Source organism: Streptomyces sp. NPDC043908 (assembly GCF_056435525.1).
Window position 1 is genome coordinate 395,628 of record NZ_JBWKEI010000006.1, and the last position, 23,071, is coordinate 418,698.

The window sequence follows — 23,071 nt, forward strand, 5'->3', positions numbered from 1 at the left end:
GCCCTGCCCTAGAGCAGCCCTGCCCTAGAGCAGCCCTGCCCTAGAGCAGCCCTGCCCTAGAGCAGCCCTGCCCTAGAGCCGTTCGCCCAGGCAGAAGAAGGCGTGGCCCGCGGCCTCCGCGGCCGCCGTCTCCGCGTCGCCCGACCGGATCGCCTCGACCAGGCGGGCGTGGTCCATGTGGTTCTCCGGGCGCAGCTCGCGGCCCACGTCGTCGCGGAGCCAGTCGCGCAGGAGGTCGCCGAGGTCGGCGTAGAGCTCGGTGAGGACGTCGTTGTGCGAGGCCGCGACGATCGCCAGGTGCAGCGTGGAGTCGGCGGCCACGAACGCCTCCGCGACACCCGACGCCCACGCCTCCTCGCGCCGGGCCAGGAGCGCGTCCAGCTGGGCCAGATCACGTGGCGTACGCCGTTCGGCCGCCAGCCGCGCCGCCGACGACTCCAGGGTGGAGCGCAGTTCGGCCACATGGCGGGGGTCGGCGTCCGCGAAGCGCCGGTGCATCACGCCCGCCAGCTCGCTCGTCGCGACCACATACGTCCCGGAGCCCTGGCGGATGTCGAGCAGTCCGTTGTGCGCGAGCGCCCGGACCGCCTCGCGGACCGTGTTGCGCGCCACGCCCAACTGCTCGACCAGCTCGGGCTCGGTGGGGATGCGCGCCCCCACCGGCCACTCGCCCGAGGTGATCTGGTTGCGCAGTTGCGCGATCACCTGGTCGGCGAGGGCGGACCGCCGGGGAGAGCTCAGCGCCATGCCGCTCCTTGGTTTTCGGGTTCGGGGTTCTGGGTTCGGGGCCGTGGCCCTGGCCGTGGTGGTCGGCCCGTACGCGGGCCGTCGTGCGGCCATCATCTCGCGGCCGCCCGCGCGAGTGGACAACCAATCATCCCATGATTCTATGATGGGCCCATGGCCGACGACGAGACCCGCACCCTGAGCCCCGCGCCGGGCACCACACCCCCCGCCTCCCTCGAACCCCCCGCCGTCACCCGTGCGGGCGGCCGGGCCTGGACCACCCGACTCGTCCTCGTCGGCCTCGTCCTCGCCGCGCTCAACCTGCGCCCCGCCATCACCAGCCTCGGCGCGCTCTTCGAGGAGGTGCGCGACGGACTGCACATGAGCGGCAGCGTCGCCGGTGTCCTCACCTCCGTACCCCCGCTCTGCTTCGCCGTCTTCGGCATCACCGCGCCGCGCCTGGCCCGCCGCTTCGGCCCCGCCGTGATCGTCTGCGCGGGCATGGCCGCGATCGCCGCCGGTCTGCTGCTGCGCCCGTTCGCGGGCGGCACCCCGGGCTTCCTCGCGGCCAGCGCCCTCGCCCTGATGGGCATCGCCGTCAGCAACGTCCTGATGCCGGTGATCGTCAAGCGGTACTTCCCGGACCGCGTCGGCTCCATGACCGGCCTGTACTCGATGGCCCTGGCGCTCGGCACCGCCCTGGCGGCCGCCGCCACCGTCCCGGTCACCGACGGCCTCGGCGGCAGCTGGCGCGCCGGCCTGAGCGTCTGGGCGCTGCTCGCCGCCGTCGCCGTACTGCCGTGGCTCCTGCTCGTACGCGACGGCTCCGACAAGCCCTCCGGGCAGTCCTCCGGACGCTCCCCGGCCGCCCACGAGGCCGCCGAAGCGCCCGCCTTCAAGATCACCCGCAGCCGTACCGCCTGGGCGCTCGCCTGCTTCTTCGGCCTCCAGGCCACCGCCGCCTACATCACGATGGGCTGGATGCCGCAGATCTTCCGCGACGCCGGGGTCTCCGCCGGGACCGCGGGCGTCCTGCTCGCGGTGACCATGGTGATGGGCGTACCGCTCGCGTTCGTCATCCCGCGCGTCGCCACCCGGATGCGCACCCAGGGCCCGATCGTCGCCGTCCTCGGCGCCTGCGGACTCGCCGGCTACGCGGGCCTCTACTTCGCGCCGGCGGCCGGCGCCTGGGCCTGGGCGCTGCTCCTCGGCATCTCCAACTGCGCCTTCCCGCTCGCCCTCACCATGATCGGCATGCGCACCCGGACCGGCACCGGCGTGGTCCGCCTCTCCGCCTTCGCCCAGTCCACCGGCTACCTCATCTCCATCCCCGGCCCCACCCTGGTCGGCGCCCTCTACGACAGCAGCGGCGGCTGGGGGCTGCCGATCGCGCTGATGGCGGGCCTGATGGTGCCGCAGATCGTGGTGGGTTCGCTCGCCGGGCGGGACCGGACGGTGGAGGACGAGGCGGGGATGCGAGACTGAGCGCATGCCTGTCCTCGACCCGAACCCCCAGAACGGTCAGAAGAAGCTCCTCGTCGTGCTCGGCGCGATGCTGGCGATCACGGTCGTCATCGCCGTCATCGCGACGATCGCCTCTCCCTGACCTGCGCCGACGACCCCCATGGTGGTGCTGGCCCCCCTAACCCCTAGGGGGAAAAGCCCCGGGGTAAGTGGGTGGGTCACCCGATGGGCCCCGGGCGCCTTCTTCCGTAGGTTCGATGTACGTCAGCGAGACCACGTACTTCACCTTTACGGATTTACGGAGGCGGCCATGTCGGCCCGTACGCACACCCGGTCCACCCAGCCGGCCGACGGCCGCGCCGACTTCCGGCTCCCCTGGTGGGGCGTCGTCCTGCCCACCGTCGCCTTCGTCGTGCTGCTCGTGCTCATCACGGGCTCGCACGACGCCCAGGCCGCCGCGGGCGACCCCGCCATCAGCCGCCTCATGGACCGTGTCCAGCACACGCTGTCCCGCTGAACACCCTTGTCAACCCTGGCGCGAGAGCGCACCGGGACCCTGCGCCCGATGGCGTGATCCGTGCGAAGCTGGTGGGCATGAGCGTCGACACACCCCGCAGGATCGTCCTCCTCCGGCACGCGAAAGCCGACTGGCCCCAGGTGTCCGACCACGACCGGCCGCTCGCCGACCGCGGCCGCACGGACGCCCCGGTGGCCGGGCGCAGGCTCGCCGAGACCGGAATCGCCCTCGACCTGACTCTCTGCTCCACCGCGGTCCGTACCCGCGAGACCTGGAAGCTGGCCGTGCAGGAGCTGCCGCACCGCCCCAGGACCGTGTACGAGGAGCGGCTGTACGAGGCGTCGCCGGGTGAGCTGCTCGCCCTCCTGAACGAGACGCCGGACGACGTCAACAACCTCCTCCTGGTCGGCCACAACCCCGGGATGCACGCGCTGGCCGACGCCCTGGCGGGGGAGGCCGAGGGGGACGTCCTGGCGCGGATGAACCGCAGCGGCTTCCCGACCGCCGCGTTCGCGGTGGTGGAGTTCACCGGCTCGTGGAAGACGGTCGAGCACGGCGTGGGCACGCTGACGGACTTCTGGGCGCCGCACGCGTGAGGTGTACCCAGACGTAGGTGTACGCGAAGGGCCCCGGTGCGGACGACCGCACCGGGGCCCTTCGTCGACTGCTCGGCTTCTTCCTGCCGCTACGGGATCAGTGGGGCTCGTCGACCAGGCCGTCGGCGGCCTCGACCTCTTCTCGGGTGATGCCGAGGAGGTAGAGCACGGTATCCAGGAACGGCACGTTCACCGCGGTGTGGGCGGCCCGGCGGACCACCGGCTTGGCGTTGAAGGCGACGCCCAGACCGGCCGCGTTCAGCATGTCCAGGTCGTTGGCGCCGTCGCCGATCGCCACGGTCTGGTCGAGCGGGACGCCCGCCTGCTCGGCGAACTCCCGCAGCAGCCGCGCCTTGCCGGCCCGGTCCACCACGGCGCCGGTGACGCGTCCCGTCAGCTTCCCGTCGACGATCTCCAGGGTGTTGGCGGAGGCGAAGTCGAGCCCGAGCCGCTCCCGCAGATCATCGGTGACCTGGGTGAACCCGCCGGAGACGACGCCGACTTGGTAGCCGAGCCGCTTGAGCGTACGGATCAGGGTGCGGGCGCCCGGAGTGAGCCGCACCTCGGCGCGGACCTTGTCCACGACGGACGCGTCCAGCCCCGCGAGCAGCGCCACGCGCGCGTGCAGCGACTGCTCGAAGTCGAGCTCGCCCCGCATCGCCTGCGCGGTGACCTCGGCGACCTGGTCCTCGCAGCCGGCGTGCGCGGCGAAGAGCTCGATGACCTCGTCCTGGATGAGCGTGGAGTCCACGTCCATGACGACCAGCCGCCGGGCGCGCCGGTGCAGCCCCGCCGAGACGACGGCGACGTCCACGCCGAGCGCGGCGGCCTCGGTGGCCAGCGCGGTGCGCAGGGGCCCGGTCTCGGTGCCGGAGACGGCGAACTCGACGGCGGTGACGGGGTACTTGGCGAGCCGGAAGATACGGTCGATGTTGCCGCCGGTGGCAGTGATCCGGGCCGCTATGGCCGCCGTGGACTCGGCGGTGAGCGGGTGCCCGAGCACCGTGACGTGCGAACGCCCGCTGCCGCGCGGCCGGTTGTCGCCGGTACCGGAGATGATCTCGGCCTGGAGCCGCAGCGACTCGGCCCAGCTGTGCACGGTGGCCCGCAGCTCGCCCTCCGTGCTCACGCTCGGCTCGGTGACGAGCGCGCACAGGACGATACGGCCACGGGTGACGACCTGCTCGATGTCGACGACGTCGACGGAGTAGGCGGCCAGGGTGTCGAAGAGCCCGGCGGTGATCCCCGGCCGGTCCTTCCCGAAGATCTTGACGAGCAGGGTCGGGGTGTCCGCTCCCGGAAGTCCGGCGTCCGGGTTCTGACCAGCGGGGCGAGGGGGCTGAGAAGCGCTCATGGTGCTTCCACCGTATAGGGCCCGACGCCCCCACCGACGCGGCGTCCCGCCCAGCGGACGGCTTGTCCCCTCGCCTGACAGCGGAGCGAAACGCGCTGGTCACTCAGGGGTAAGGAGAAGGCCTTCTGGGGGCCGGATTTACGTCTGCGGGTGGTAGGCGGCTGCTCGCGCAGTTCCCCGCGCCCCTCGGGGGCAGGGGGCCGGATCTACGTCTGCGGGTGGTAGGTGGCTGGTCGCGCAGTTCCCCGCGCCCCTCGGGGCTGGGGGCGGGTCTGTGTCAGCGGACCGTGGCTGGCTGCTCGCGCAGTTCCCCGCGCCCCTTGGGGGTTGCGGGCTGCTGCATACGACACCGCGTAACCAGACGGTCCGGGCGAACCCCGCCCCCCAGGGGCGCGGGGAACTGCGCGCCCAGCCCCCACCGGCCCGCAGTCGACAGTCAGTCCAGGCGCCCGCACCCCACCCGGCGAGGCGGAGACGTACAGCTCGACCCCGGCGGGCCGATGGCAGGCGAAGCCCGCCTCTCAGGGGCGCGGGGAACTGCGCGCCCAGCCACCGCCCACCCGCAGACGAATCCCGCCCCCAGGGACGCAGCCCCCAGGGATGCAGTCCCCGCCCCCGGGACGCAGTCCTCGGGGCCCAGGGGCGCAGCCCCGGGAAAAGCACCTTCACACCCACCCACCCCCGGAGGGTTTAGGGAAGGGGCGGGGAGGGGCAAACCCCCACGCTCACCCCCACCCCACCCCACCCTCACTCATCCCGCAAATAAGGATTCCCCTCCCCCTGCCGATACACCGGCGAAGGCGCATAAGGCCCCGCCCGCCCATACACCTCCTCCGCCGACGGCCCACCACCCCCGGACCCCGCCGCACCCCACCCCGCCACCCCCGACACCCGCCGCCCCGCAGCCCCCACCCCGTACGCCACCAGCCCCCCCAGCCCCCCCGCCAGCGCCCCCCACCCCGCCCCCAGCACCGCCGCGAGCCCCGCGCTGCCGTGCAGTTCCACCCCGGCCCCGAACGCGTCGAACCCCAGCACCGACAGCGACGCGTCCGCCGAGACCCCCGTCAGCCACACCATCAGCGGCAGCGCCACCGCCGTCACCGCGCCCAGGGACAGCGCGCACCACCCCGCGAACACCCCCGCCGACCGCCCCCGCACCGGGGTGCGCGCCGCCGCGAGCACCCCGGCGTACACCATCACCACCCCCATGGCGACCGCCAGCAGCCAGACGCGTCCGTCCAGTTCGGCCAGCCGCCCCACGCTCACGCGCTGGTCGTCCTTGAAGGCGAGCAGCTTGTCCAGCGGGTCCGGCAGCACCTTCGCCAGCGCCCCGGTGGCATGCCCGTTCCACGGGACGAGCAGGCCGAGCGGGAACGCCAGCCACACCCCGTTCGGCGCGCCCAGCAGCGCGGCGCCCGCGACGCGCCCGGGGTGGCCGTCGCCCGCCATCGCGTACGCCGCCGCCGCGAGCCCCGCCACCACCGCCAGCAGGGCCACCGCGACCAGCGCCGACGCGGCGGGCCGTACCGCCCGGTGCAGCCACTCCCAGCCGCGCGGCAGCGGTGAGCGCCGCGAGGCGAGCAGGGCGACCAGCACCACCCCGAGCGCCCAGAACGCCGCGCCCACCAGGGAGTCCGCCGTGTTCACGGTGAACCCGACCTGCGCCTTGGCGTCGGCGAGCCGGCCCAGCCGGTCCGGCAGCAGCCCCCCGATGCCTCCGATGTCCCCGAGGTCCCCGAGATCGCCGAGCCCGGGGATCGACACCTTGCCGGACCCCGGCGACTTGCCCGTGCCGAGGCCGAGCGAGCTCCCGTCGATGGTGACCAGGTCGTGGCCGGCCCAGGCGAGCCCCGCCACCACCCCGACGAACAGGACCACGACCCCGCCCGCCCGCGCCGCGAGCTCCGCCCCGGGCAGCACCGCGCCGGCCGACCGCAGCGAGCGCAGGAAGAAGAAGGCGAGGAGCAGCGCGCCCGCCAGCGAGACTCCCAGTGGCGTGATCTCGACGGCCGTCGTCGCCTGCGCGCCCGTCAGGCCGAACGCCGAGACGTCGCCCGACGGCGTCACGGAGCCGCCCGCCCCGAGCACCACCACGGCGGCCGTCATCGGCCCCAGCGCCCCGGCCGCGTCGGCGCCGAGCAGATGCAGCCCGAGGGCCGCGACCCCGGCCATCCCGACCAGCGCCCAGCTGACCGAGGCGACGGAGGCCAGCAGGACATCGCCCCAGGGGACGCCCCCGGACGCCCCTCGCGCCTCGACGGCACCCGGAGCCCCGAGCCCCCCGGGGACCCTTTTCCCGCCGCTGTCCCCCATGGTCACCAGGCCCCCCGGGATCCGTCCAACCTGTCTGGGTTGTCCCATTCGCGCATGATCCGTACGCAGTCATGGGTGCTTACTACTTTCCGGGCGCGTTTCACCTGAGTCAACGGCGCACGCGTACACGGCTGTTGCCGGACTGGGACAGGTCTGTGCACGTTATCCACAAGGGGCGGGTTTCGGATACGAGCCCGGGCCTGAAATAGTTCCCCACGATGTTCGCCATCCCTAGACTCCCTGTATCGGGGGATTGCTCGGGGGACAACAAGTGGGGCATGGAGTGCCGGAACTCGTACTGGAATTGAATGGCAGGACCTGGACGCTCGACGCGTCCCGGTCGTACACCCTCGGACGTGATCCGCAGGGAGACATGGTGATCGACGACGCCAGGGTCTCCTGGCGGCACGCCACGATCAGCTGGGGCGGCCGTAGTTGGGTCATCGAGGACCACGGCAGCACCAACGGCACCTATGTGCAGGGTCAGCGGATCCATCAGATGGAGATCGGCCCGGGCTCCTCGGTGCACCTGGGCAACGCGACGGACGGCCCGCGGCTGAATCTCACCGCAGGGGCCGCCGCTGCCGCCGCGGCCCCGGCCGGAGCCGCCGCGTACAGCGCGCCGGCCGCCGCCCAGCAGGCCCCGCAGCAGGCTCCGCCGCAGCAGCCCCAGCACGGCGGCGCCGGCTGGGCCCCGCAGCAGCCCCAGCAGCCGGTCCCGCACCAGCAGGCCCCGCAGCAGGCGCCCCAGCAGGCCTGGCAGCAGCCGGTCCCGCAGCAGGCGCCGCACGCCCAGGCGCCGCACGGCCGGCCCCCGCACGCCCAGGTCCCGCCGCAGGGTCCCGGCCAGGCGGCGGGCGCGCAGGCGGCCTACGGCGACCGCAGCCCCACCACGTTCCACCAGTTCTCCCTCGGCCGGGTGATGCGCATCGGCCGTGCGCTGGAGAACGAGCTGGTCGTCTCCGACCTCCAGGTCTCGCGCAACCACGCCGAGTTCCACTCGACGCCCGACGGGCGCATGGAGATCCGCGACCTCGGCTCGCACAACGGCACGTACGTCAACGGCCAGCCGATCGCCAAGGGCGGCTCCGCGCTGCTCGGCCCGAACGACATCGTGGGCGTCGGCCACTCCACCTTCCGGATCGTCGGCGACCGCCTCGAGGAGTTCGTCGACACCGGTGACGTCTCCTTCTCGGCCCGCCACCTCACGGTGACGGTCGACGGCGGGAAGCAGATCCTCAAGGACGTCTCCTTCGGCGTCCCGGAGAAGTCCCTGATCGCCGTCATCGGCCCCTCCGGCTCCGGCAAGTCCACCCTGCTCAAGGCGCTCACCGGCTACCGGCCCGCCAACCAGGGCGACGTCCTCTACGACAACCGGAACCTGTACAAGCAGTTCGCCGAGCTGCGCCAGCGCATCGGTCTGGTCCCGCAGGACGACATCCTGCACAAGGAGCTGACCGTCAAGAAGGCGCTGAAGTACGCGGCCAAGCTGCGCTTCCCCGCCGACACCACCGAGTCCGAGCGCGAGCAGCGCATCGACGAGGTGCTGCGCGAGCTCAAGCTGGACATCCACAAGGAGAAGAAGGTCACCTCCCTCTCCGGTGGCCAGCGCAAGCGCGTCTCGGTCGCCCTGGAGCTGCTGACCAAGCCGTCGCTGATCTTCCTGGACGAGCCGACGTCCGGCCTCGACCCGGGCATGGACCGCGACGTCATGCAGCTGCTGCGCGGCCTCGCCGACGACGGCCGCACGGTCCTCGTCGTCACCCACTCGGTGGCCGAGCTGGCGATCTGCGACAAGCTCCTGGTGATGGCGCCGGGCGGCTCGGTGGCGTACTTCGGTCCGCCCGAGGAGGCCCTGAACTTCTTCGGCTACGGCACCTGGGCCGACGTCTTCTCCGCCTTCGAGAACTACCGGGACTACGACTGGGCGGGCCGCTGGAAGGGCTCGCAGCACTACCAGATGTACGCCGCGGACATCGACGCCGTGGCCGCCCAGTCGGTCCAGATGCCGGCGCCGAACCAGATGCGCCCGCCCAAGCCGCAGAGCTGGGGCGCCCAGCTGTGGACGCTGATCCGGCGGTACTCCTCGGTCATCGCCTCCGACAAGGGCTTCCTGGGCCTGATGGTGATCCTGCCCGCCGTCCTCGGCGCGGTCAGCGTGGTCATCCCGGCGAAGTTCGGTCTGGCGCCGCCCGACAGCTCCAGCAAGTTCAACGGCGACGCCGGCACGATCATGCTGATCCTCGCGGTCGGCATGTGCTTCTCGGGCGCGGCCAACTCCGTACGAGAACTGATCAAGGAACGGGTCATCTACGAACGGGAACGGGCCACCGGCCTCTCCCGCTCGGCCTATCTGATGTCCAAGGTGATCGTCCTCGGCGTGATCACCGCGATCCAGGGCGTCATCATCTGCGGCATCGGCTTCTCCACCCGGGACCTCCCGAAGGAGGGCCTGATCATGCCGCCGGCCGCCGAGATCTGCCTGGTGGTCATCGCCCTCGGCTTCACTTCGATGATGTTCGGCCTGGTCATCTCCTCGCTGGTGAAGACCGCCGAGAAGACCATGCCGCTGCTGGTCATGTTCGCGATCGTGCAGGTCGTCTTCACCGGCATCCTCTTCAAGGTCTACGGCTCCATCGGCCTGGAGCAGTTCGCCTGGCTGATGCCCTCGCGCTGGGCCATCGCGGGCGCCGGCTCCACGCTCGACCTCGGGCACCTGATGCCGCCGTGGGACCAGAACAAGCCCAACGACCTGGACCCGCTGTGGGAGCACTCGGCGAGCCAGTGGGGCATCAACATCACCGTACTGATCGCCCTCGGCGTCCTGTGCGGTTTCGCGGTCGCGCGCCTGCTGCGCCGCCACGAGCCGGAGGTCATGCGCAAGTAGCGGACCCCGGACACGCCGAAGGGCGGCACCCCCCGCGGGGTGCCGCCCTTTCGTGTGCCGTCGGCGCCGGTGGGCGTCCGTCAGTAGGCGCCGTTGACGTTGTCCATCGAGCCGTACTTGTCGGCCGCGTAGTTGGCGGCGGCCGTGATGTTGGCGACCGGGTCGTAGATGTTCCACGACGTGCCGGCCACGTGGTAGGCGTTGAAGGTCGGCTGGATGACCTGGAGCAGACCCTTCGACGGGACGCCGTTGATCGCGTTGATGTCCCAGCCGTTGATGGCGTTCGGGTTGCCGGTCGACTCACGCATGATGTTGCGGTACAGACCGTTGTACGAACCCGGGATGCCCTTGGCCTTCATGATGTCCAGGGACTGGCGGATCCAGCCGTCCAGGTTGTTGGCGTACACCGGCTTGCGGGCGGCGGCGCGGCTCGCGGCCGCCTCCGCCGCGCGCTTCTTCGCCGCGGCCTCGGCCTTGGCCTTCGCGTCGGCCTCGGCCTTCGCCTTGGCCTGCACCTTGGCCTGCTTGACGGCGGTGACGTGCTGCTTGGCGATGCTCGCCTCGACGGCCTTCGCGTTGGTACCGGCGGCGGTCACGGAGAAGGCGACGGGCTCGGCGGCCACGGCGGTACCCGACTCGCCACTGCCCGGCAGGACCGAGAGGGCGAGCGCGGCGGCGCCGAGGGCGGCGACACCGGCAATCGAGATCTTGTGCGTCTTGTTCAGACGACTGTGACCAGGGTTGCGGGACTCGGGCATGGTGGTGGGACCTCTTCCGAACGACGGGGACGGCACACGAAAGCGCCGCGGCGGTGAGCCGCAGCGCTGTGCGACGGGAGCCATTCTTAGCGGCCGCAAAATCCTGTGGCAAAGGTGTGACGTACGAAGCGGCATAGTGGATCAGGGGCGGGGAAAAAGCGCCTCCCGCCCCTGCTCACCCCGCTCACAGGGGCTTTATCTCTCCACTAAGCCGCTTCGTAAGTGATGTGCGTCCTATGCGCGGGCTCACATCGGCCGGGTAACACTTTCACCGTGAGTTGCACGAGCAATTCAGCGTGTAATGGTGCTCCTCCGGAAGGATGAGGTGCACGTCGCCGAACTCGTGCCAGAGGTAGAGCCCGCTCAGCGCCTCGGTGTACGCGGCGCCGAGCGCCGCCCGCCCCGCGACCGCCTCCAGCATCAGCAGATGCGAGGCCTCCGGCTCGTGCAGCCCGGTCAGCAGCCCGTCCACCACGCGTACCCCGCGCGCGGGCGTCACCACCAGATCCGTCCACCCCGACGCCGCGCGGACGATCCCGTCCACCCCGGCGGCCGACTCCAGCGCCCGTACGGCCGTCGTTCCCACCGCCACGACGCGGCCGCCTCCCGCGCGCGCGGCGTTCACCAGCCGGGCCGTGGACACCGGCACCTCGAACCGCTCCGGATACGGCGGCTCGTGCGCCTGGGCCGAGGCCACCCCCGTATGCAGGGTGACCGGCGCGAACTGCACCCCGCGCCGCACCAGCTCCGCGACCAGGTCCACCGTGAAGGGCCGCGCCGCGCTCGGCATCTCCGCCGAGCCCACCCCGTCCGGCGAGGCCACCGCGAAGACCGTCTGGTAGGCGGAGAGCGGCTGGTCGCCCGCGGTGTACGCGTACCGGATCGGCCGCCCGTACCGCGCCAGCAGCCCCGGCACGTCCCCGCCCTCCGCCCGGGCCCACCACAGCCGGTCCCCGGCCCCGCCCAGCGGCTCCTCCAGGACCAGGCGCCGCCCGCCCGGCAGCGCCACCGTCGTCCACGCGCGCGTACCGGTACGCCGCCGGGTGCTGCCCGAGGGCTCCGGGGTGCGCGGCTCGACCGCCCAGCGCCCGTCCGGCCCCAGCGTCGAGAAGTGCACCACCACCCGCTCACCGCCCGCCGTGCCGTCCACGGCCGACGCCATCGTCGCCGAGGTGTTCACGACCAGGACGTCCCCGGCGCGCAGCTGCCCGGCCAGCTCCCGGAACGCGTGATGGGAGACCTCGGTGCCGCGCGACACCAGCAGCCGCACGTCGTCCCGCCCCGAGCCCCGCACCTCGGCGGGCACCGACGCCATCAGCTCCGGCGGCACCCGGATCGCGAGTCCCGCCGTCATCGCGCCCACCGGGCGGGGCCGCGCGTTCCCCCGGGCGGGCCGGCTCACCGGGCTCACCGGGCCACCTCCACCAGCGCGGGAGCCGCGTACCGCCCGCTGGCCGGCCGCCGCTCGACCAGGTTCAGGAAGCCCGGCACCACCGTCTCCGGCTCCGGCCGCCCCTCCTCGTCACCCGGCACGGCCGCCCGGTACAGATCGGTGCGCATGTCGCCCGGGTCCACCGCCCACACCCGCAGCCCCGGCTCCTCCACCGCGAGCACGGCCGCCAGCTGGTCGAGCGCCGCCTTGGACGCCCCGTACCCGCCCCAGGTCGCGTACGCCTCGGCCGCCGCGTCCGAACTGACCACCAGCACCGCCCCCGCCGACGAGCGCCGCAGCGGACCGAGCGACTCCTGCACCAGCCCCAGCGCCGCCACCACATTGGTCTCCAGAGCCGCCCGGAACCCCTCCAGGCTCTGCCGCTCCAGCGGCACCAGCGGCTCGGCGCCCAGCGCGCTCGCGTTGTGCACCAGCAGATCGAGCCCGCCCAGCTCACCGGCGGCCGCCACCAGCGCCCGCCGGTGCCCGGCGTCCCGCACGTCCCCGGCGAGCGCCACCACCCTCGTCCCCGGCCCCGCCAGCTCCCCGGCCGTCTCCTTCAGTACGGACGCGGTCCTCGCGTCCAGGACGAGGTCCCAGCCGCGTGCGGCCAGCGCCCGCGCGAGCGCCCGCCCGAGGCCCTTCGACGCCCCCGTGATGATCGCTACCGGCATGATCGTCCATCCCCTCGCGCTCCGCTGTCCGCTGTCCGCTGTCGTCCGTCGGCGGTAAGCGTCGGCCGTTACGGGCCCGGGTTCGCCGACAGCCCCAGCGTCACTCCCCGTAGGCCCCCGGCGCCTCAGCCGTACGCCCCAGCCGCCCAAGGCACTCCGACCTAGTCCCCAGGGCCCGGCCGGACGCCGTCCACAGGCGGATACGGACCGTCACATCCCGCGGGTACGGTGATCCCATGAGCCACCGACCGAGCTCCGGCCTCGCCGCCGTGAGCACCGCGCTCCTCGCGATGAGCAGGCATCTGGAGGTGCGCGACGTCCTCAAGACGATCGTCGCCTCGGCCCGCGACCTGCTCGACGCGGAGTACGCGGCTCTCGGGGTCCCCGACGACCACGGTGGCTTCGCCCAGTTCGTCGTCGACGGCGTCAGCGACGAGCAGTGGAAGGCGATCGGCCCGCTGCCGCGCCAGCACGGCATCCTCGCGGCGATGCTCAAGGACGAGAAGCCGGAGCGGATCGCCGACGTCCGCAAGGATCCCCGCTTCGGCGGCTGGCCCGCGGCCCACCCGGACATGTCCGACTTCCTGGGCGTGCCGATCCGCGACGGCGAGGAGACGCTGGGCACCCTCTTCCTCGCCAACAAGCGCTGCCCCAAGCCGGAGGGCGGCTGCGGCTTCACCGAGGACGACGCCGAACTCCTCGGCATCCTCGCCCAGCACGCGGCGATCGCCCTGACCAACGCCCGGCTCTACGAACGCAGCCGCGAGCTCACCATCACCGAGGAGCGCACCCGCCTCGCCCACGAGCTGCACGACGCGGTCAGCCAGAAGCTCTTCTCCCTCCGGCTCACCGCCCAGGCCGCGGCCGCCCTGGTCGACCGCGACCCCGCGCGCGCCAAGGACGAGCTCCAGCAGGTCGCCGCGCTCGCCGCCGAGGCCGCCGACGAGCTGCGCGCGGCCGTCGTCGAGCTGCGCCCGGCCGCCCTGGAGGAGGACGGCCTGGTCAACACCCTCCGCACCCAGATCCAGGTCCTCGACCGCGCCCACAGCGCCGAGGTCACCTTCGAGAACTGCGGGGTCCGGGCCCTGCCGCCCGCCCAGGAGGAGGCGCTGCTGCGCGTCGCCCAGGAGGCCCTGCACAACGCCCTGCGCCACTCGGGCGCCGAGCACGTCTCGGTCGTCCTCCTGCGGCGCGGCCAGGGCGCCGCCCTGCGGATCACCGACGACGGCCGCGGCTTCGAACCCCGGGCGGTCCGCCGCGCCGGACGGCACCTGGGCCTGGTGTCGATGCGGCACCGGGCCGGCGGCGTCGGGGGCCGGCTCTTCGTGAAATCGGCGCCCGGCCAGGGCGCCACGATCGAGATGGAGGTGCCAGGTGGCTGACAGCATCAGAGTCCTGCTGGTCGACGACCACCAGGTGGTCCGCCGCGGCCTGCGGACGTTCCTGGAGATCCAGGACGACATAGAGGTCGTCGGCGAGGCCGCCGACGGCGCCGAGGGGGTCGCCCGCGCCGAGGAACTGAAGCCGGACGTCGTCCTGATGGACGTGAAGATGCCCGGCACGGACGGCATCGAGGCGCTGCGCAAGCTGCGGGCGCTGGCCAACCCGGCGAAGGTGCTCATCGTCACCAGCTTCACCGAGCAGCGCACGGTGGTGCCCGCCCTGCGGGCGGGGGCGGCGGGCTATGTGTACAAGGACGTCGACCCGGAGGCGCTGGCGGGCGCGATCCGCTCGGTGCACGCCGGGCATGTGCTGCTCCAGCCGGAGGTCGCGGGCGCGCTGCTCTCCCAGGACGACGCGGGCGGCGGCCAGGGCCGGGGCACCTCGCTCACCGAGCGCGAGCGGGAGGTCCTCGGCCTCATCGCGGACGGCCGCTCCAACCGGGAGATCGCCCGGGCGCTGGTCCTCTCCGAGAAGACGGTCAAGACGCACGTCTCCAACATCCTCATGAAGCTGGACCTGGCGGACCGCACCCAGGCGGCCCTGTGGGCAGTCCGCCACGGCCTGACCGACTGACCCGCCCTACTAATCCGCTCGACTGATGGACGCCCATAAGTAAATACGGATCGTCATGGTCCGGTGAGAGATTCATACCGTCGGGTGGATGTCACCCACACGGCGCATCCTCGGCGGCCGGTGGGCGTTCTCCAGGGCGTGCTGCGGCGGACCGCCGCGGCGAGACCAGGAGGAACCTGAAGTGAAGAACCTGAAGAAGGCCGCCGCCGTCGCCATGATCGCCGGAGGAATCGTCGCGGCGGGCGCGGGCGCCGCGTCCGCGCACGGCGGCGCGCTGGCGGACGGCAAGGCCGAGAAGTCCCCGGGCGTGCTCTCCGGCAACCTGGTCCAGGCCCCGGTCCACGTCCCGGTCAACGCCACGGGCAACTCGGTCAACGTGATCGGCCTCCTGAACCCGGCGTTCGGCAACGAGTCCTCGAACGTGTGAGCGGAGTGGGGCGCGGGACGGCCGCCACCGGGCGCCCGTTTCCCCGCGCCCCTTTTTGCACCCGGGATTCACCTCCGAGCGCGCGGCGGTCCCCTGCGTCCCTCTTGGCGGGGACTTTCGGCGGGCCGGTGGTGGGTTGCTCGCGCAGTTCCCCGCGCCCCTGAGCGGCCGGGGGTTTGTCTGCGGGCAGGTGGTGGGCTGGTCGCGCAGTTCCCCGCGCCCCTTGTGGGCCAGGATCCCGCGTGCGGGTAGTCGGGGGCAACGCCGTGTAAGCCGGGGCTCTGTCTGCGGACCGTGCTGGCTTGCCCGCGCAGCTCCCCGCGCCCCCAGATGCTCAGGGGCGCGGGGAACTGCGCGATCAGCCACAGACGTCCCGCAGACGAAAAACACCCCGGGTGCAGCTACAGAAGCGGGCCGCAGGTTCCGGAGTACCCAGGGGCGCGGGGAACTGCGCGACCAGCCACACACAACCCGCAGACGAAACAAACGGCCCGGGCGGAGCCAAAGGACGGCCGCAGGCCGCAGGCCAGCCGGGCCGCAGGTCGCAGCCCAGCCGGGCCCCAGGGCGGAGCCCAGCCGGGCCCCAGGGCGGAGCCCAAGCGGGGTGTGGGGGCCGCAGGCCCACTGCGGGGCCGGGGGCGCGGCCCCGGAAGAGCCAACTACCCCCCGCCACACCCACCGCCCCCCGGAGGGCCTACCCCCGAGCAACCCCCTCCACATACGCGTTGTACGCCGCCACCCGAGCCCGCCGAGCCACCCGCTCCACCGGCCGCAACGCCTCCGCCCGGGCCCACAGCTCCGACGCGCTCACCGCCCCGCCGACATCCTCCGCGCCGCGCGCCACCTCCACCAGCACCCCCACCCGCCGGGCCAGCTCCAGCACCCGTACCGCCCGCGGCGGATACCCGGGAGCCAGGACCGGCTCGTCCGGCCCCTCCGCGCGCGCCCGGTACGCGTCGATCGCCGCCCGGGCCGCCGGCCCCGACCCGGCCACGTCGAGCCGGGTCAGCACCGACGTCGCCTCCCGCAACCCCTCCGCCAGCTCCCGCTCCGCCTCCCCGAGCGAGGGCACGTCGGCCGGGGGAGCCTCCCGTACCTCCAGGCACTGCCACAGCACCTCCACCCGCACATCCCCCTCGGGCCCCACCTCGCTCACCTGCGGCACCAGCCCGTGCGGCGCCCCGAACCCGACGACCGCCTCCTCCGCCTCCAGCGCCCGCGCGTTGAACTCCGGCGGCCCGCTGAGCCCCAGCGGATGCCCCGGCGCGGGCAGCGCGACCCGGAAGCCCGTCACCCCGAGCCCCCGCAGCCGGCCGAGCGCCAGCGTGAGCCCCACCGGGGCGGCCTCACCCGGCAGCCCCGCCACCCGGTGCACCGTGTCGTCGCCGACGATCGCCGAAGCGGCGTCGTCCGGCGAAACTTTCCCGGCCAACAGGGCATTTCCCCATGCGGCCAGCCGACCTGAACGTGGTTCCGAGAACATGGACCCAGCCTAGGTACTGGCCCTCGCGGCAGGTCCACTCCCTCAGTGGCGTAGGTTTTGTCTGGGAGATTTCCCCGGGCCCCTGCCCACAGGCACAGCCCGGACCTCAAGACGATTGCATGGGGAGACAACGCGCTCATGAGCGATGTACTGGAGCTGGTGGACGTATCCGTGGTCCGCGACGGACGCGCTCTGGTGGACGAGGTCTCCTGGTCGGTCAAGGAGGGCGAGCGCTGGGTGATCCTCGGCCCCAACGGCGCCGGCAAGACCACCCTCCTCAACATCGCCTCCAGCTACCTCTTCCCGTCCACCGGCACGGCGAAGATCCTCGGCGACCGTCTCGGCAAGGTCGACGTCTTCGACCTGCGCCCGCGCATCGGCATGGCCGGCGTCGCGATGGCCGACAAGCTGCCCAAGCGCCAGACCGTGCTCCAGACGGTCCTCACCGCCGCGTACGGCATGACCGCCACCTGGCAGGAGCAGTACGACGCCGTCGACGAGGAGCGCGCCCGCGCCTTCCTCGACCGGCTCGGCATGACCGACTACCTGGACCGCAAGTTCGGCACGCTCTCCGAGGGCGAGCGCAAGCGCACCCTGATCGCCCGCGCGATGATGACCGACCCCGAGCTGCTGCTCCTCGACGAGCCGGCCGCCGGTCTCGACCTCGGCGGCCGCGAGGACCTGGTCCGCCGCCTCGGCCGCCTCGCCCGCGACCCGTACGCGCCCTCGATGGTCATGGTCACGCACCACGTCGAGGAGATCGCCCCCGGCTTCACCCACGTCCTCATGATCCGCCAGGGCAAGGTGCTCGCCGCCGGCCCCATGGAGACCGAGCTCACCTCCCGCAACCTCTCCCTCTGCTTCGGGCTCCCGCTCGTCGTCGAGCACCGCGGCGACCGCTACTCCGCCACCGGCCTGCCGCTCTCCTGACGCCGGCCGCGCGCCGGCGGATCGACAGGTGCACTGTCCGTGACGGGGTGCCCGGACCTACCATGACCTCGTGAACGCATGGGTGGGTTGGCTGATCGCGGCGGCTGGGCTCGGCATTCCCCTGGTGCTGACCGCCATGCCGGAATTCGGCATGCTGGCGGTCGGCGCGGTCGCCGCGGCCGTCGGCGCGGGTCTGGGCCTCGGCACGGTCGCGCAGGTCCTCGTCTTCGTCGTGGTCTCGGTCGCCCTGATCGCCGTGGTGCGGCCCATCGCCGCCCGGCACAGCGCCGAGCGGCCCCACCTCGCCACCGGCATCGACGCGCTGAAGGGCCGTCAGGCCGTCGTCCTGGAGAGGGTCGACGGCAGCGGCGGCAGGATCAAGCTCGCGGGCGAGGTGTGGTCGGCCCGCACCCTCGACGACGGCCAGTCGTTCGAACCCGGGCAGCAGGTCGATGTGGTCGAGATCGACGGAGCGACTGCCATCGTCATGTGAACCATGCCAGGATCATCCGGGCCGGCAGCCGCACAGCTGCCGGGCACTTCCTAGAGGCAAGAAAGGCACGGGGAACGCGATGTCAGCGATCATCATCGTCCTGATCATCCTGGTGGTGCTGGTCTTCATCGCCCTGATCAAGACCATCCAGGTGATCCCGCAGGCCAGCGCCGCCATCGTGGAACGCTTCGGCCGCTATACGAGGACGCTCAACGCGGGCCTGAACATCGTCGTCCCGTTCATCGACTCGATCCGCAACCGCATCGACCTGCGCGAGCAGGTCGTGCCGTTCCCGCCGCAGCCGGTGATCACCCAGGACAACCTGGTCGTCAACATCGACACCGTCATCTACTACCAGGTGACCGACGCCCGCGCCGCCACGTACGAGGTCGCCAGCTACATCCAGGCGATCGAACAGCTCACCGTCACCACGCTGCGCAACATCATCGGCGGCATGGACCTGGAGCGCACCCTCACTTCCCGCGAGGAGATCAACGCGGCCCTGCGCGGCGTCCTCGACGAGGCCACCGGCAAGTGGGGCATCCGCGTCAACCGCGTCGAACTCAAGGCGATCGAGCCGCCCACCTCCATCCAGGACTCGATGGAGAAGCAGATGCGCGCCGACCGTGACAAGCGCGCCGCGATCCTCCAGGCCGAAGGTGTCCGGCAGTCCGAGATCCTGCGCGCCGAAGGCGAGAAGCAGTCCGCGATCCTGCGCGCCGAGGGTGAGGCCAAGGCCGCCGCGCTGCGCGCCGAGGGCGAGGCCCAGGCGATCCGTACCGTCTTCGAGTCCATCCACGCGGGCGACCCCGACCAGAAGCTCCTCTCCTACCAGTACCTCCAGATGCTCCCGAAGATCGCCGAGGGAGACGCCAACAAGCTCTGGATCGTGCCCAGCGAGATCGGCGACGCGCTCAAGGGCCTCTCCGGCGCGTTCGGCAACCTCGGCGGCGGGATGCCCGGCTTCAACACGGGCTCCGAGCGCCGCGAGGAACCGCCCGTCGACTGACCACAGTTGACTGTGTCGTCCAACATCCGTGCATGATCGGTGCGGCCCCCCGACCTCCATGGCGGGGAGGCGTCTCACTGATTGTGTAAGGAGATGGCGTTGTCCATCTGGGAAGCACTAGCGGTCTTCGCGGCCGGCATCGGCGCCGGCACCATCAACACGATCGTCGGCTCCGGCACCCTGATCACCTTCCCCGTGCTGCTGGCCACCGGGCTGCCGCCCATCACGGCGAACGTGTCCAACACCCTCGGCCTGGTCTCAGGCTCCATCAGCGGGGCCATCGGCTACCGCCGCGAACTGCGCGGCCAGAGCCGCCGCATCCTGCGCCTCGCGTCCACCAGCCTGCTCGGCGGTCTGCTCGGCGCGGTCCTGCTGCTCGCACTGCCGTCCAACGCGTTCGACGCGATCGTCCCCGTCCTGGTCGGCCTCGCGCTGCTGCTCGTCCTCTTCCAGCCGCGCATCGCCGCCGCCGTCACACGCCACCGCGAGGCCACCGGCACCAAGGCCCACCCCAACGGCGGCCCCGTGCTGCTCGTCGGCCTCTTCCTCGCCAGTGTGTACGGGGGTTACTTCGGCGCGGCGCAGGGCGTCCTCTACCTGTCCCTCATGGGCCTGCTGCTCCCCGAGAGCCTCCAGCGCGTCAACGCCGTCAAGAACATCCTCGCGGCGCTGGTCAACGGCGTCGCCGCGGTCTTCTTCCTCTTCGTCGCCGACTTCGACTGGACGGCGGTCCTGCTCATCGCTGTCGGCTCGACGATAGGCGGCCAGCTCGGCGCCAAGGTGGGCCGCCGTCTCAGGCCCTCGGTGCTCCGAGGGGTGATCATCGCGGTCGGCGTCGTGGCGATCGTCCAACTGGTACTGCGCTGACACACCAAGGGCCGGCCCGCGGCCGCAAGCGGCGGGCCGACCCGGTCCTTCCCTCTACGCCGCTCCCCGGGCCAGCCACTCCGGCAGGGCCGAGCGGTCCCCGGCGGCCATCGCGAGCAGCATCGCGTCGGCGGGCGAAGGCACGAAGGGCTCACGCAGCAACGGCATCCCCGCCTCCTCCGGCGTCCGGTCCGCCTTGCGGTGATTGTCCTCCGCGCAGGACGCCACCGTGTTGAGCCAGCTGTCACGGCCCCCCTGGGCGCGCGGCACCACGTGGTCCACGGTCGTCGCGCGCCTGCCGCAGTACGCGCACCGGTGCTGGTCCCGGACCAGCACCCCCCGTCTCGACCACGGAGCCTGTCTTCGGAACGGCACCCGTACGTACCGGCAGAGCCTGATCACCCGGGGCACCGGTATCTCGACCGCGGCGGCACGCATCCTCAGCTCGGGATGCTCCTGCTCGACGACGGCCTTGTCCTGGAGGACCAGCACGACCGCACGGTTCAGAGTGACCGTCGACAGCGGCTCGAAGCTCGCGTTCAGTACCAGCGTGTCCCGCATTGTGCCCACCTCCGCGTAGTGCCGGCCCACCCCCTGGCGGGCTTGGATCAACTCTGGCCGGGCCGGCCACGACGGACAACGCATTAAAAATGCCCTGCTCTGATCTCTCCAAGACCAGAGCAGGGCAAACAATGAAGGAACGATCAGCTACCCGGAATCAGCTGTTCGAGGGACCCGTGTACGTACCGATCAGCTGGGCGCGTGCCAGGGTGTGGAACCGCAGATTGAATCCGACGACCGCGGGCGACGCCTCCGCGTCCGGTCCCAGCTTCGCGGAATCCACCGCGTAGACGGTGAACACATAGCGGTGCGACTCACCGGCCGGCGGGGCCGCGCCACCGAAGTCCTTCGACCCGTAGTCGTTGCGGACCTGGACCGCCCCGGCCGGCAGACCCTTGAACTCACCCGTGCCCGCGCCGGCCGGCAGCTCGGTCACCGACTTCGGGATGTCGAACACCACCCAGTGCCAGAACCCGCTGCCCGTCGGGGCGTCCGGGTCGAAGCACGTCACCGCGAAGCTCTCGGTCCCGGCCGGGAACCCCTCCCACCGGAGGTGGGGAGAGGTGTTCCCTTCCGCGTACACCTGGGCGTCCTTCAGCGGCGCACCCTCCTGGACGTCCTCGCTCACCACGGTGAACGAGGGCACCTCGGGGTGGAAGTCATGGGGAAGCGGCGGCCTCTTGAGCTCGCTCACGCGGGCACCTCCTGATCGGTAACCAGTGACGGGACCGAGCCTAGAACCAGTTCCGCCGACCGCCGACCTCCGCCAGCCACTGGTGGAGATAGGCCGCCCAGTCAGTCCCCTGGTAGTCGTCGAGACCCACCTGGAACGAGCGGTACGAGTCGCTGCCCTCGCTGAACAGGCCGGGCTTCTTGTCCATCTCCAGCACCACGTCCATCGCGCGGTCGTCCGCGACGAAGGTCAGCTCCACCTGGTTCAGACCCCGGTACTCCGACGGCGCGTAGAACTCGATCTCCTGGTAGAACGGCAGCCGCTGGCGGGTGCCGCGGATGTGGCCTCGCTCCATGTCCGCGCTCTTGAAGCGGAAGCCCAGCTGGATGAAGGCGTCGAGGATCGCCTGCTGCGCCGGCAGCGGGTGCACGTTGATCGGGTCCAGGTCGCCCGAGTCCAGGGCGCGCGCGATCTCCAGCTCCGTCGTCACACCGATGTGCATCCCGCGCAGCGGCTGACCGGCGACCGTCGTGACCGGCGTCTCCCACGGGATCTCCAGGCCGAACGGCACCACGTGCACCGCGCCCGCCTTCACCTCGAACGCGCCGCCGAGCCGCAGCTTGGTGAACTCGATGTCCTGCTTGGTCTCGTGGTCACCGCCCTCGATCTCGACGCGCGCCTGAAGACCGACCGAGAGCCCCTCGATCCGCTGGTCCACGGACCCGCCCTGGATCCGGACCTCGCCCTGGACGACACCGCCCGGCACCACGTTCGCCTCGGTCAGCTCGGTCTCCACCGAAGCGCCACCGGCACCCAGACTCGCAAGCAGACGCTTGAACCCCATGCTGTTCCCTCCATAGATCCTGCACCCACTTGAACGCACCACGACGGCCCCCGGTTCCGCGCTTTCACCGGGTACCCTCGGACGCCATGATCGCGGCCCCCGAACGTACGCCACTGCCTCGCGGTTTCTTCGACCGCCCCGTCCTGGAGGTCGCCACCGACCTCCTCGGCCGCACCCTGGTGCGCCGCACGACCGAGGGCCCGGTCGAGCTGAGACTGACGGAGGTGGAGGCGTACGACGGCGCCAACGACCCGGGGTCCCACGCCTTCCGGGGGCGCACGGCCCGCAACGGCGTGATGTTCGGCCCGCCCGGTCACGCGTACGTCTACTTCACCTACGGAATGTGGCACTGCCTGAACCTGGTCTGCGGACCGGAGGGCAGGGCGAGCGGGGTCCTGCTGCGGGCAGGAGAGATCCAGGTGGGCGCGGAGCTCGCGCGTAAACGTCGTATCTCGGCCAAAAACGACAGGGAACTGGCCAAAGGGCCTGCCCGCCTGGCCACGGCCCTGGACGTCGACCGCGCCCTGGACGGCGCCGACGTCTGCACCGGCCCGGACGCCCCGCTCTCCGTACTGACGGGGACCCCACCCGCCGCCGACCTGGTACGCAGCGGACCCCGCACCGGAGTGGGCGGCGAAGGCGCCCCGCATCCCTGGCGGTTCTGGATCGCTGACGACCCGACAGTCAGCCCGTACCGGGCGCATCAGCCACGCCGCCGCGCAACTTGACTCGGCCCGACCGGGCGCCTAACGTAGCCCGAGCCGCTTAAGACGGGTCCTGCTGTTCAGCAACCCGGAGCGGCCATCCACTACCTACGACTGACCCCGACGGGTCCCTGTTTCGGCATGCCGGAATTCGGATTCATCGGCTCGATGCGGCCCGATTATGAGCCGCCCGGGAAATCAGCTAAAGTAGTGACCACGCCGAAAGGGAAACGCGAAAGCGAAATCCTGGAAAGCGAATCCCGCCGACAGGGAAATCGGACACGAAAGAGTCTGATAGAGTCGGAAACGAAGGAAGCGCCCGGAGGGCCCGGAAACGGGAGCG

Annotated in this window: 24 protein-coding genes; 14 read left to right on the forward strand and 10 right to left on the reverse strand. The window is 71.9% G+C overall.

All coding sequences use genetic code 11. The features are described from left to right. Positions 1–72 precede the first annotated feature (72 nt). Positions 73–747 carry a FadR/GntR family transcriptional regulator gene (locus AC069K_RS16730; RefSeq protein WP_365112811.1) on the reverse strand — a complete coding sequence of 225 codons (675 nt, stop codon included), beginning with the start codon at positions 745–747 and terminating at the stop codon, positions 73–75. Between the two features lie 153 nt (positions 748–900). Here AC069K_RS16730 and AC069K_RS16735 point away from each other — a divergent pair, with 153 nt between their 5' ends. From AC069K_RS16735 to AC069K_RS16750, 4 genes are all read left to right on the forward strand, one after another. Continuing rightward, positions 901–2,211: a CynX/NimT family MFS transporter gene (locus AC069K_RS16735; protein WP_478616668.1), complete on the forward strand. Its 1,311-nt coding sequence runs from the start codon at positions 901–903 to the stop codon at positions 2,209–2,211. 4 nt (positions 2,212–2,215) lie between these two features. Next, on the forward strand, positions 2,216–2,332 hold the full coding sequence (locus AC069K_RS16740) for an SGM_5486 family transporter-associated protein (protein WP_344074382.1): 117 nt from the start codon (positions 2,216–2,218) through the stop codon (positions 2,330–2,332). Positions 2,333–2,500: 168 nt separating this feature from the next. Next, positions 2,501–2,707: a hypothetical protein gene (locus tag AC069K_RS16745; protein WP_358835066.1), complete on the forward strand. Its 207-nt coding sequence runs from the start codon at positions 2,501–2,503 to the stop codon at positions 2,705–2,707. A gap of 77 nt (positions 2,708–2,784) precedes the next feature. Then, positions 2,785–3,303 (forward strand): SixA phosphatase family protein, encoded by a 519-nt coding sequence (locus tag AC069K_RS16750; protein WP_365112805.1) that lies wholly within the window; start codon positions 2,785–2,787, stop codon positions 3,301–3,303. Positions 3,304–3,400: 97 nt separating this feature from the next. On the opposite strand, the gene serB is transcribed toward AC069K_RS16750, so the two are convergent. Both serB and AC069K_RS16760 read right to left on the reverse strand, forming a co-directional pair. Further along, positions 3,401–4,657: a phosphoserine phosphatase SerB gene (serB, locus tag AC069K_RS16755; protein ID WP_365112803.1), complete on the reverse strand. Its 1,257-nt coding sequence runs from the start codon at positions 4,655–4,657 to the stop codon at positions 3,401–3,403. Positions 4,658–5,404: 747 nt separating this feature from the next. Beyond that, positions 5,405–7,018 (reverse strand): streptophobe family protein, encoded by a 1,614-nt coding sequence (locus tag AC069K_RS16760; RefSeq protein WP_478616674.1) that lies wholly within the window; start codon positions 7,016–7,018, stop codon positions 5,405–5,407. A 223-nt stretch (positions 7,019–7,241) separates the two neighbouring features. Between AC069K_RS16760 and AC069K_RS16765 the strand changes: the two genes are divergently transcribed. Beyond that, on the forward strand, positions 7,242–9,857 hold the full coding sequence (locus tag AC069K_RS16765) for an ABC transporter ATP-binding protein/permease (RefSeq protein ID WP_365112800.1): 2,616 nt from the start codon (positions 7,242–7,244) through the stop codon (positions 9,855–9,857). 80 nt (positions 9,858–9,937) lie between these two features. On the opposite strand, the gene AC069K_RS16770 is transcribed toward AC069K_RS16765, so the two are convergent. The 3 genes from AC069K_RS16770 to AC069K_RS16780 all read right to left on the reverse strand — a co-directional run bounded on the left by AC069K_RS16770 (position 9,938) and on the right by AC069K_RS16780 (position 12,721). Further along, the gene (locus tag AC069K_RS16770; protein ID WP_358835361.1) at positions 9,938–10,615 is read right to left on the reverse strand and encodes a transglycosylase SLT domain-containing protein; all 678 of its coding nucleotides are present in this window, start codon (positions 10,613–10,615) and stop codon (positions 9,938–9,940) included. A gap of 268 nt (positions 10,616–10,883) precedes the next feature. Further along, positions 10,884–11,969, reverse strand: coding sequence for an S-adenosylmethionine:tRNA ribosyltransferase-isomerase (locus tag AC069K_RS16775; protein WP_478616737.1), 1,086 nt, complete (start codon positions 11,967–11,969; stop codon positions 10,884–10,886). A 53-nt stretch (positions 11,970–12,022) separates the two neighbouring features. Then, complete coding sequence (locus tag AC069K_RS16780; RefSeq protein WP_478616680.1) at positions 12,023–12,721, reverse strand: SDR family NAD(P)-dependent oxidoreductase; 699 nt, start codon at positions 12,719–12,721, stop codon at positions 12,023–12,025. A gap of 236 nt (positions 12,722–12,957) precedes the next feature. On the opposite strand from AC069K_RS16780, the gene AC069K_RS16785 reads away from it, so the two are divergent. The 3 genes from AC069K_RS16785 (at position 12,958) to AC069K_RS16795 (ending at position 15,164) form a co-directional block, all read left to right on the forward strand. Then, positions 12,958–14,103 (forward strand): GAF domain-containing sensor histidine kinase, encoded by a 1,146-nt coding sequence (locus AC069K_RS16785; RefSeq protein WP_365112790.1) that lies wholly within the window; start codon positions 12,958–12,960, stop codon positions 14,101–14,103. Further along, positions 14,096–14,737 (forward strand): response regulator, encoded by a 642-nt coding sequence (locus AC069K_RS16790; protein WP_478616683.1) that lies wholly within the window; start codon positions 14,096–14,098, stop codon positions 14,735–14,737. Before AC069K_RS16785 ends, AC069K_RS16790 begins: the two co-directional genes overlap by 8 nt. Positions 14,738–14,918: 181 nt before the next feature. Further along, entirely contained in the window at positions 14,919–15,164 is a 246-nt protein-coding gene (locus AC069K_RS16795) for a chaplin (RefSeq protein WP_365112785.1), read from the forward strand. A gap of 694 nt (positions 15,165–15,858) precedes the next feature. Here AC069K_RS16795 and AC069K_RS16800 read toward each other — a convergent pair. Further along, positions 15,859–16,647, reverse strand: coding sequence for a hypothetical protein (locus tag AC069K_RS16800; protein ID WP_478616687.1), 789 nt, complete (start codon positions 16,645–16,647; stop codon positions 15,859–15,861). A gap of 138 nt (positions 16,648–16,785) precedes the next feature. On the opposite strand from AC069K_RS16800, the gene AC069K_RS16805 reads away from it, so the two are divergent. The 4 genes from AC069K_RS16805 to AC069K_RS16820 all read left to right on the forward strand — a co-directional run bounded on the left by AC069K_RS16805 (position 16,786) and on the right by AC069K_RS16820 (position 19,946). After that, positions 16,786–17,577 (forward strand): ABC transporter ATP-binding protein, encoded by a 792-nt coding sequence (locus AC069K_RS16805; protein ID WP_358836888.1) that lies wholly within the window; start codon positions 16,786–16,788, stop codon positions 17,575–17,577. A gap of 70 nt (positions 17,578–17,647) precedes the next feature. Further along, positions 17,648–18,070, forward strand: coding sequence for an NfeD family protein (locus AC069K_RS16810; RefSeq protein WP_358836887.1), 423 nt, complete (start codon positions 17,648–17,650; stop codon positions 18,068–18,070). Between the two features lie 79 nt (positions 18,071–18,149). Beyond that, positions 18,150–19,079, forward strand: coding sequence for an SPFH domain-containing protein (locus AC069K_RS16815; protein WP_101387658.1), 930 nt, complete (start codon positions 18,150–18,152; stop codon positions 19,077–19,079). A gap of 93 nt (positions 19,080–19,172) precedes the next feature. Further along, the gene (locus tag AC069K_RS16820; RefSeq protein WP_365112777.1) at positions 19,173–19,946 is read left to right on the forward strand and encodes a sulfite exporter TauE/SafE family protein; all 774 of its coding nucleotides are present in this window, start codon (positions 19,173–19,175) and stop codon (positions 19,944–19,946) included. A 54-nt stretch (positions 19,947–20,000) separates the two neighbouring features. Here AC069K_RS16820 and AC069K_RS16825 read toward each other — a convergent pair whose 3' ends face one another. The 3 genes from AC069K_RS16825 to AC069K_RS16835 all read right to left on the reverse strand — a co-directional run bounded on the left by AC069K_RS16825 (position 20,001) and on the right by AC069K_RS16835 (position 22,024). After that, positions 20,001–20,507, reverse strand: a complete 507-nt coding sequence (locus tag AC069K_RS16825) for an HNH endonuclease (protein WP_266991683.1) — start codon at positions 20,505–20,507, stop codon at positions 20,001–20,003. A gap of 157 nt (positions 20,508–20,664) precedes the next feature. Beyond that, positions 20,665–21,201 carry a YbhB/YbcL family Raf kinase inhibitor-like protein gene (locus AC069K_RS16830; protein WP_365112775.1) on the reverse strand — a complete coding sequence of 179 codons (537 nt, stop codon included), beginning with the start codon at positions 21,199–21,201 and terminating at the stop codon, positions 20,665–20,667. Positions 21,202–21,241: 40 nt separating this feature from the next. Next, positions 21,242–22,024 (reverse strand): sporulation protein, encoded by a 783-nt coding sequence (locus tag AC069K_RS16835; protein WP_365112773.1) that lies wholly within the window; start codon positions 22,022–22,024, stop codon positions 21,242–21,244. Between the two features lie 86 nt (positions 22,025–22,110). Between AC069K_RS16835 and AC069K_RS16840 the strand changes: the two genes are divergently transcribed. Further along, complete coding sequence (locus tag AC069K_RS16840; RefSeq protein WP_358836883.1) at positions 22,111–22,752, forward strand: DNA-3-methyladenine glycosylase; 642 nt, start codon at positions 22,111–22,113, stop codon at positions 22,750–22,752. A gap of 117 nt (positions 22,753–22,869) precedes the next feature. Continuing rightward, the coding region (locus AC069K_RS16845) for a hypothetical protein (RefSeq protein ID WP_478616695.1) at positions 22,870–23,071 on the forward strand (202 nt) is incomplete at its 3' end.

Bases quoted from the DNA above. Each gene is read 5' to 3' on its own strand.
- AC069K_RS16730 (WP_365112811.1), bottom strand. From the start codon at position 747: ATGGCGCTGAGCTCTCCCCGGCGGTCCGCCCTCGCCGACCAGGTGATC.
- AC069K_RS16735 (WP_478616668.1), top strand. From the start codon at position 901: ATGGCCGACGACGAGACCCGCACCCTGAGCCCCGCGCCGGGCACCACA.
- AC069K_RS16740 (WP_344074382.1), top strand. From the start codon at position 2,216: ATGCCTGTCCTCGACCCGAACCCCCAGAACGGTCAGAAGAAGCTCCTC.
- AC069K_RS16745 (WP_358835066.1), top strand. From the start codon at position 2,501: ATGTCGGCCCGTACGCACACCCGGTCCACCCAGCCGGCCGACGGCCGC.
- AC069K_RS16750 (WP_365112805.1), top strand. From the start codon at position 2,785: ATGAGCGTCGACACACCCCGCAGGATCGTCCTCCTCCGGCACGCGAAA.
- serB (WP_365112803.1), bottom strand. From the start codon at position 4,657: ATGAGCGCTTCTCAGCCCCCTCGCCCCGCTGGTCAGAACCCGGACGCC.
- AC069K_RS16760 (WP_478616674.1), bottom strand. From the start codon at position 7,018: ATGGGACAACCCAGACAGGTTGGACGGATCCCGGGGGGCCTGGTGACC.
- AC069K_RS16770 (WP_358835361.1), bottom strand. From the start codon at position 10,615: ATGCCCGAGTCCCGCAACCCTGGTCACAGTCGTCTGAACAAGACGCAC.
- AC069K_RS16775 (WP_478616737.1), bottom strand. From the start codon at position 11,969: ATGACGGCGGGACTCGCGATCCGGGTGCCGCCGGAGCTGATGGCGTCG.
- AC069K_RS16780 (WP_478616680.1), bottom strand. From the start codon at position 12,721: ATGCCGGTAGCGATCATCACGGGGGCGTCGAAGGGCCTCGGGCGGGCG.
- AC069K_RS16785 (WP_365112790.1), top strand. From the start codon at position 12,958: ATGAGCCACCGACCGAGCTCCGGCCTCGCCGCCGTGAGCACCGCGCTC.
- AC069K_RS16800 (WP_478616687.1), bottom strand. From the start codon at position 16,647: ATGTTCTCGGAACCACGTTCAGGTCGGCTGGCCGCATGGGGAAATGCC.
- AC069K_RS16805 (WP_358836888.1), top strand. From the start codon at position 16,786: ATGAGCGATGTACTGGAGCTGGTGGACGTATCCGTGGTCCGCGACGGA.
- AC069K_RS16815 (WP_101387658.1), top strand. From the start codon at position 18,150: ATGTCAGCGATCATCATCGTCCTGATCATCCTGGTGGTGCTGGTCTTC.
- AC069K_RS16820 (WP_365112777.1), top strand. From the start codon at position 19,173: ATGGCGTTGTCCATCTGGGAAGCACTAGCGGTCTTCGCGGCCGGCATC.
- AC069K_RS16825 (WP_266991683.1), bottom strand. From the start codon at position 20,507: ATGCGGGACACGCTGGTACTGAACGCGAGCTTCGAGCCGCTGTCGACG.
- AC069K_RS16835 (WP_365112773.1), bottom strand. From the start codon at position 22,024: ATGGGGTTCAAGCGTCTGCTTGCGAGTCTGGGTGCCGGTGGCGCTTCG.
- AC069K_RS16840 (WP_358836883.1), top strand. From the start codon at position 22,111: ATGATCGCGGCCCCCGAACGTACGCCACTGCCTCGCGGTTTCTTCGAC.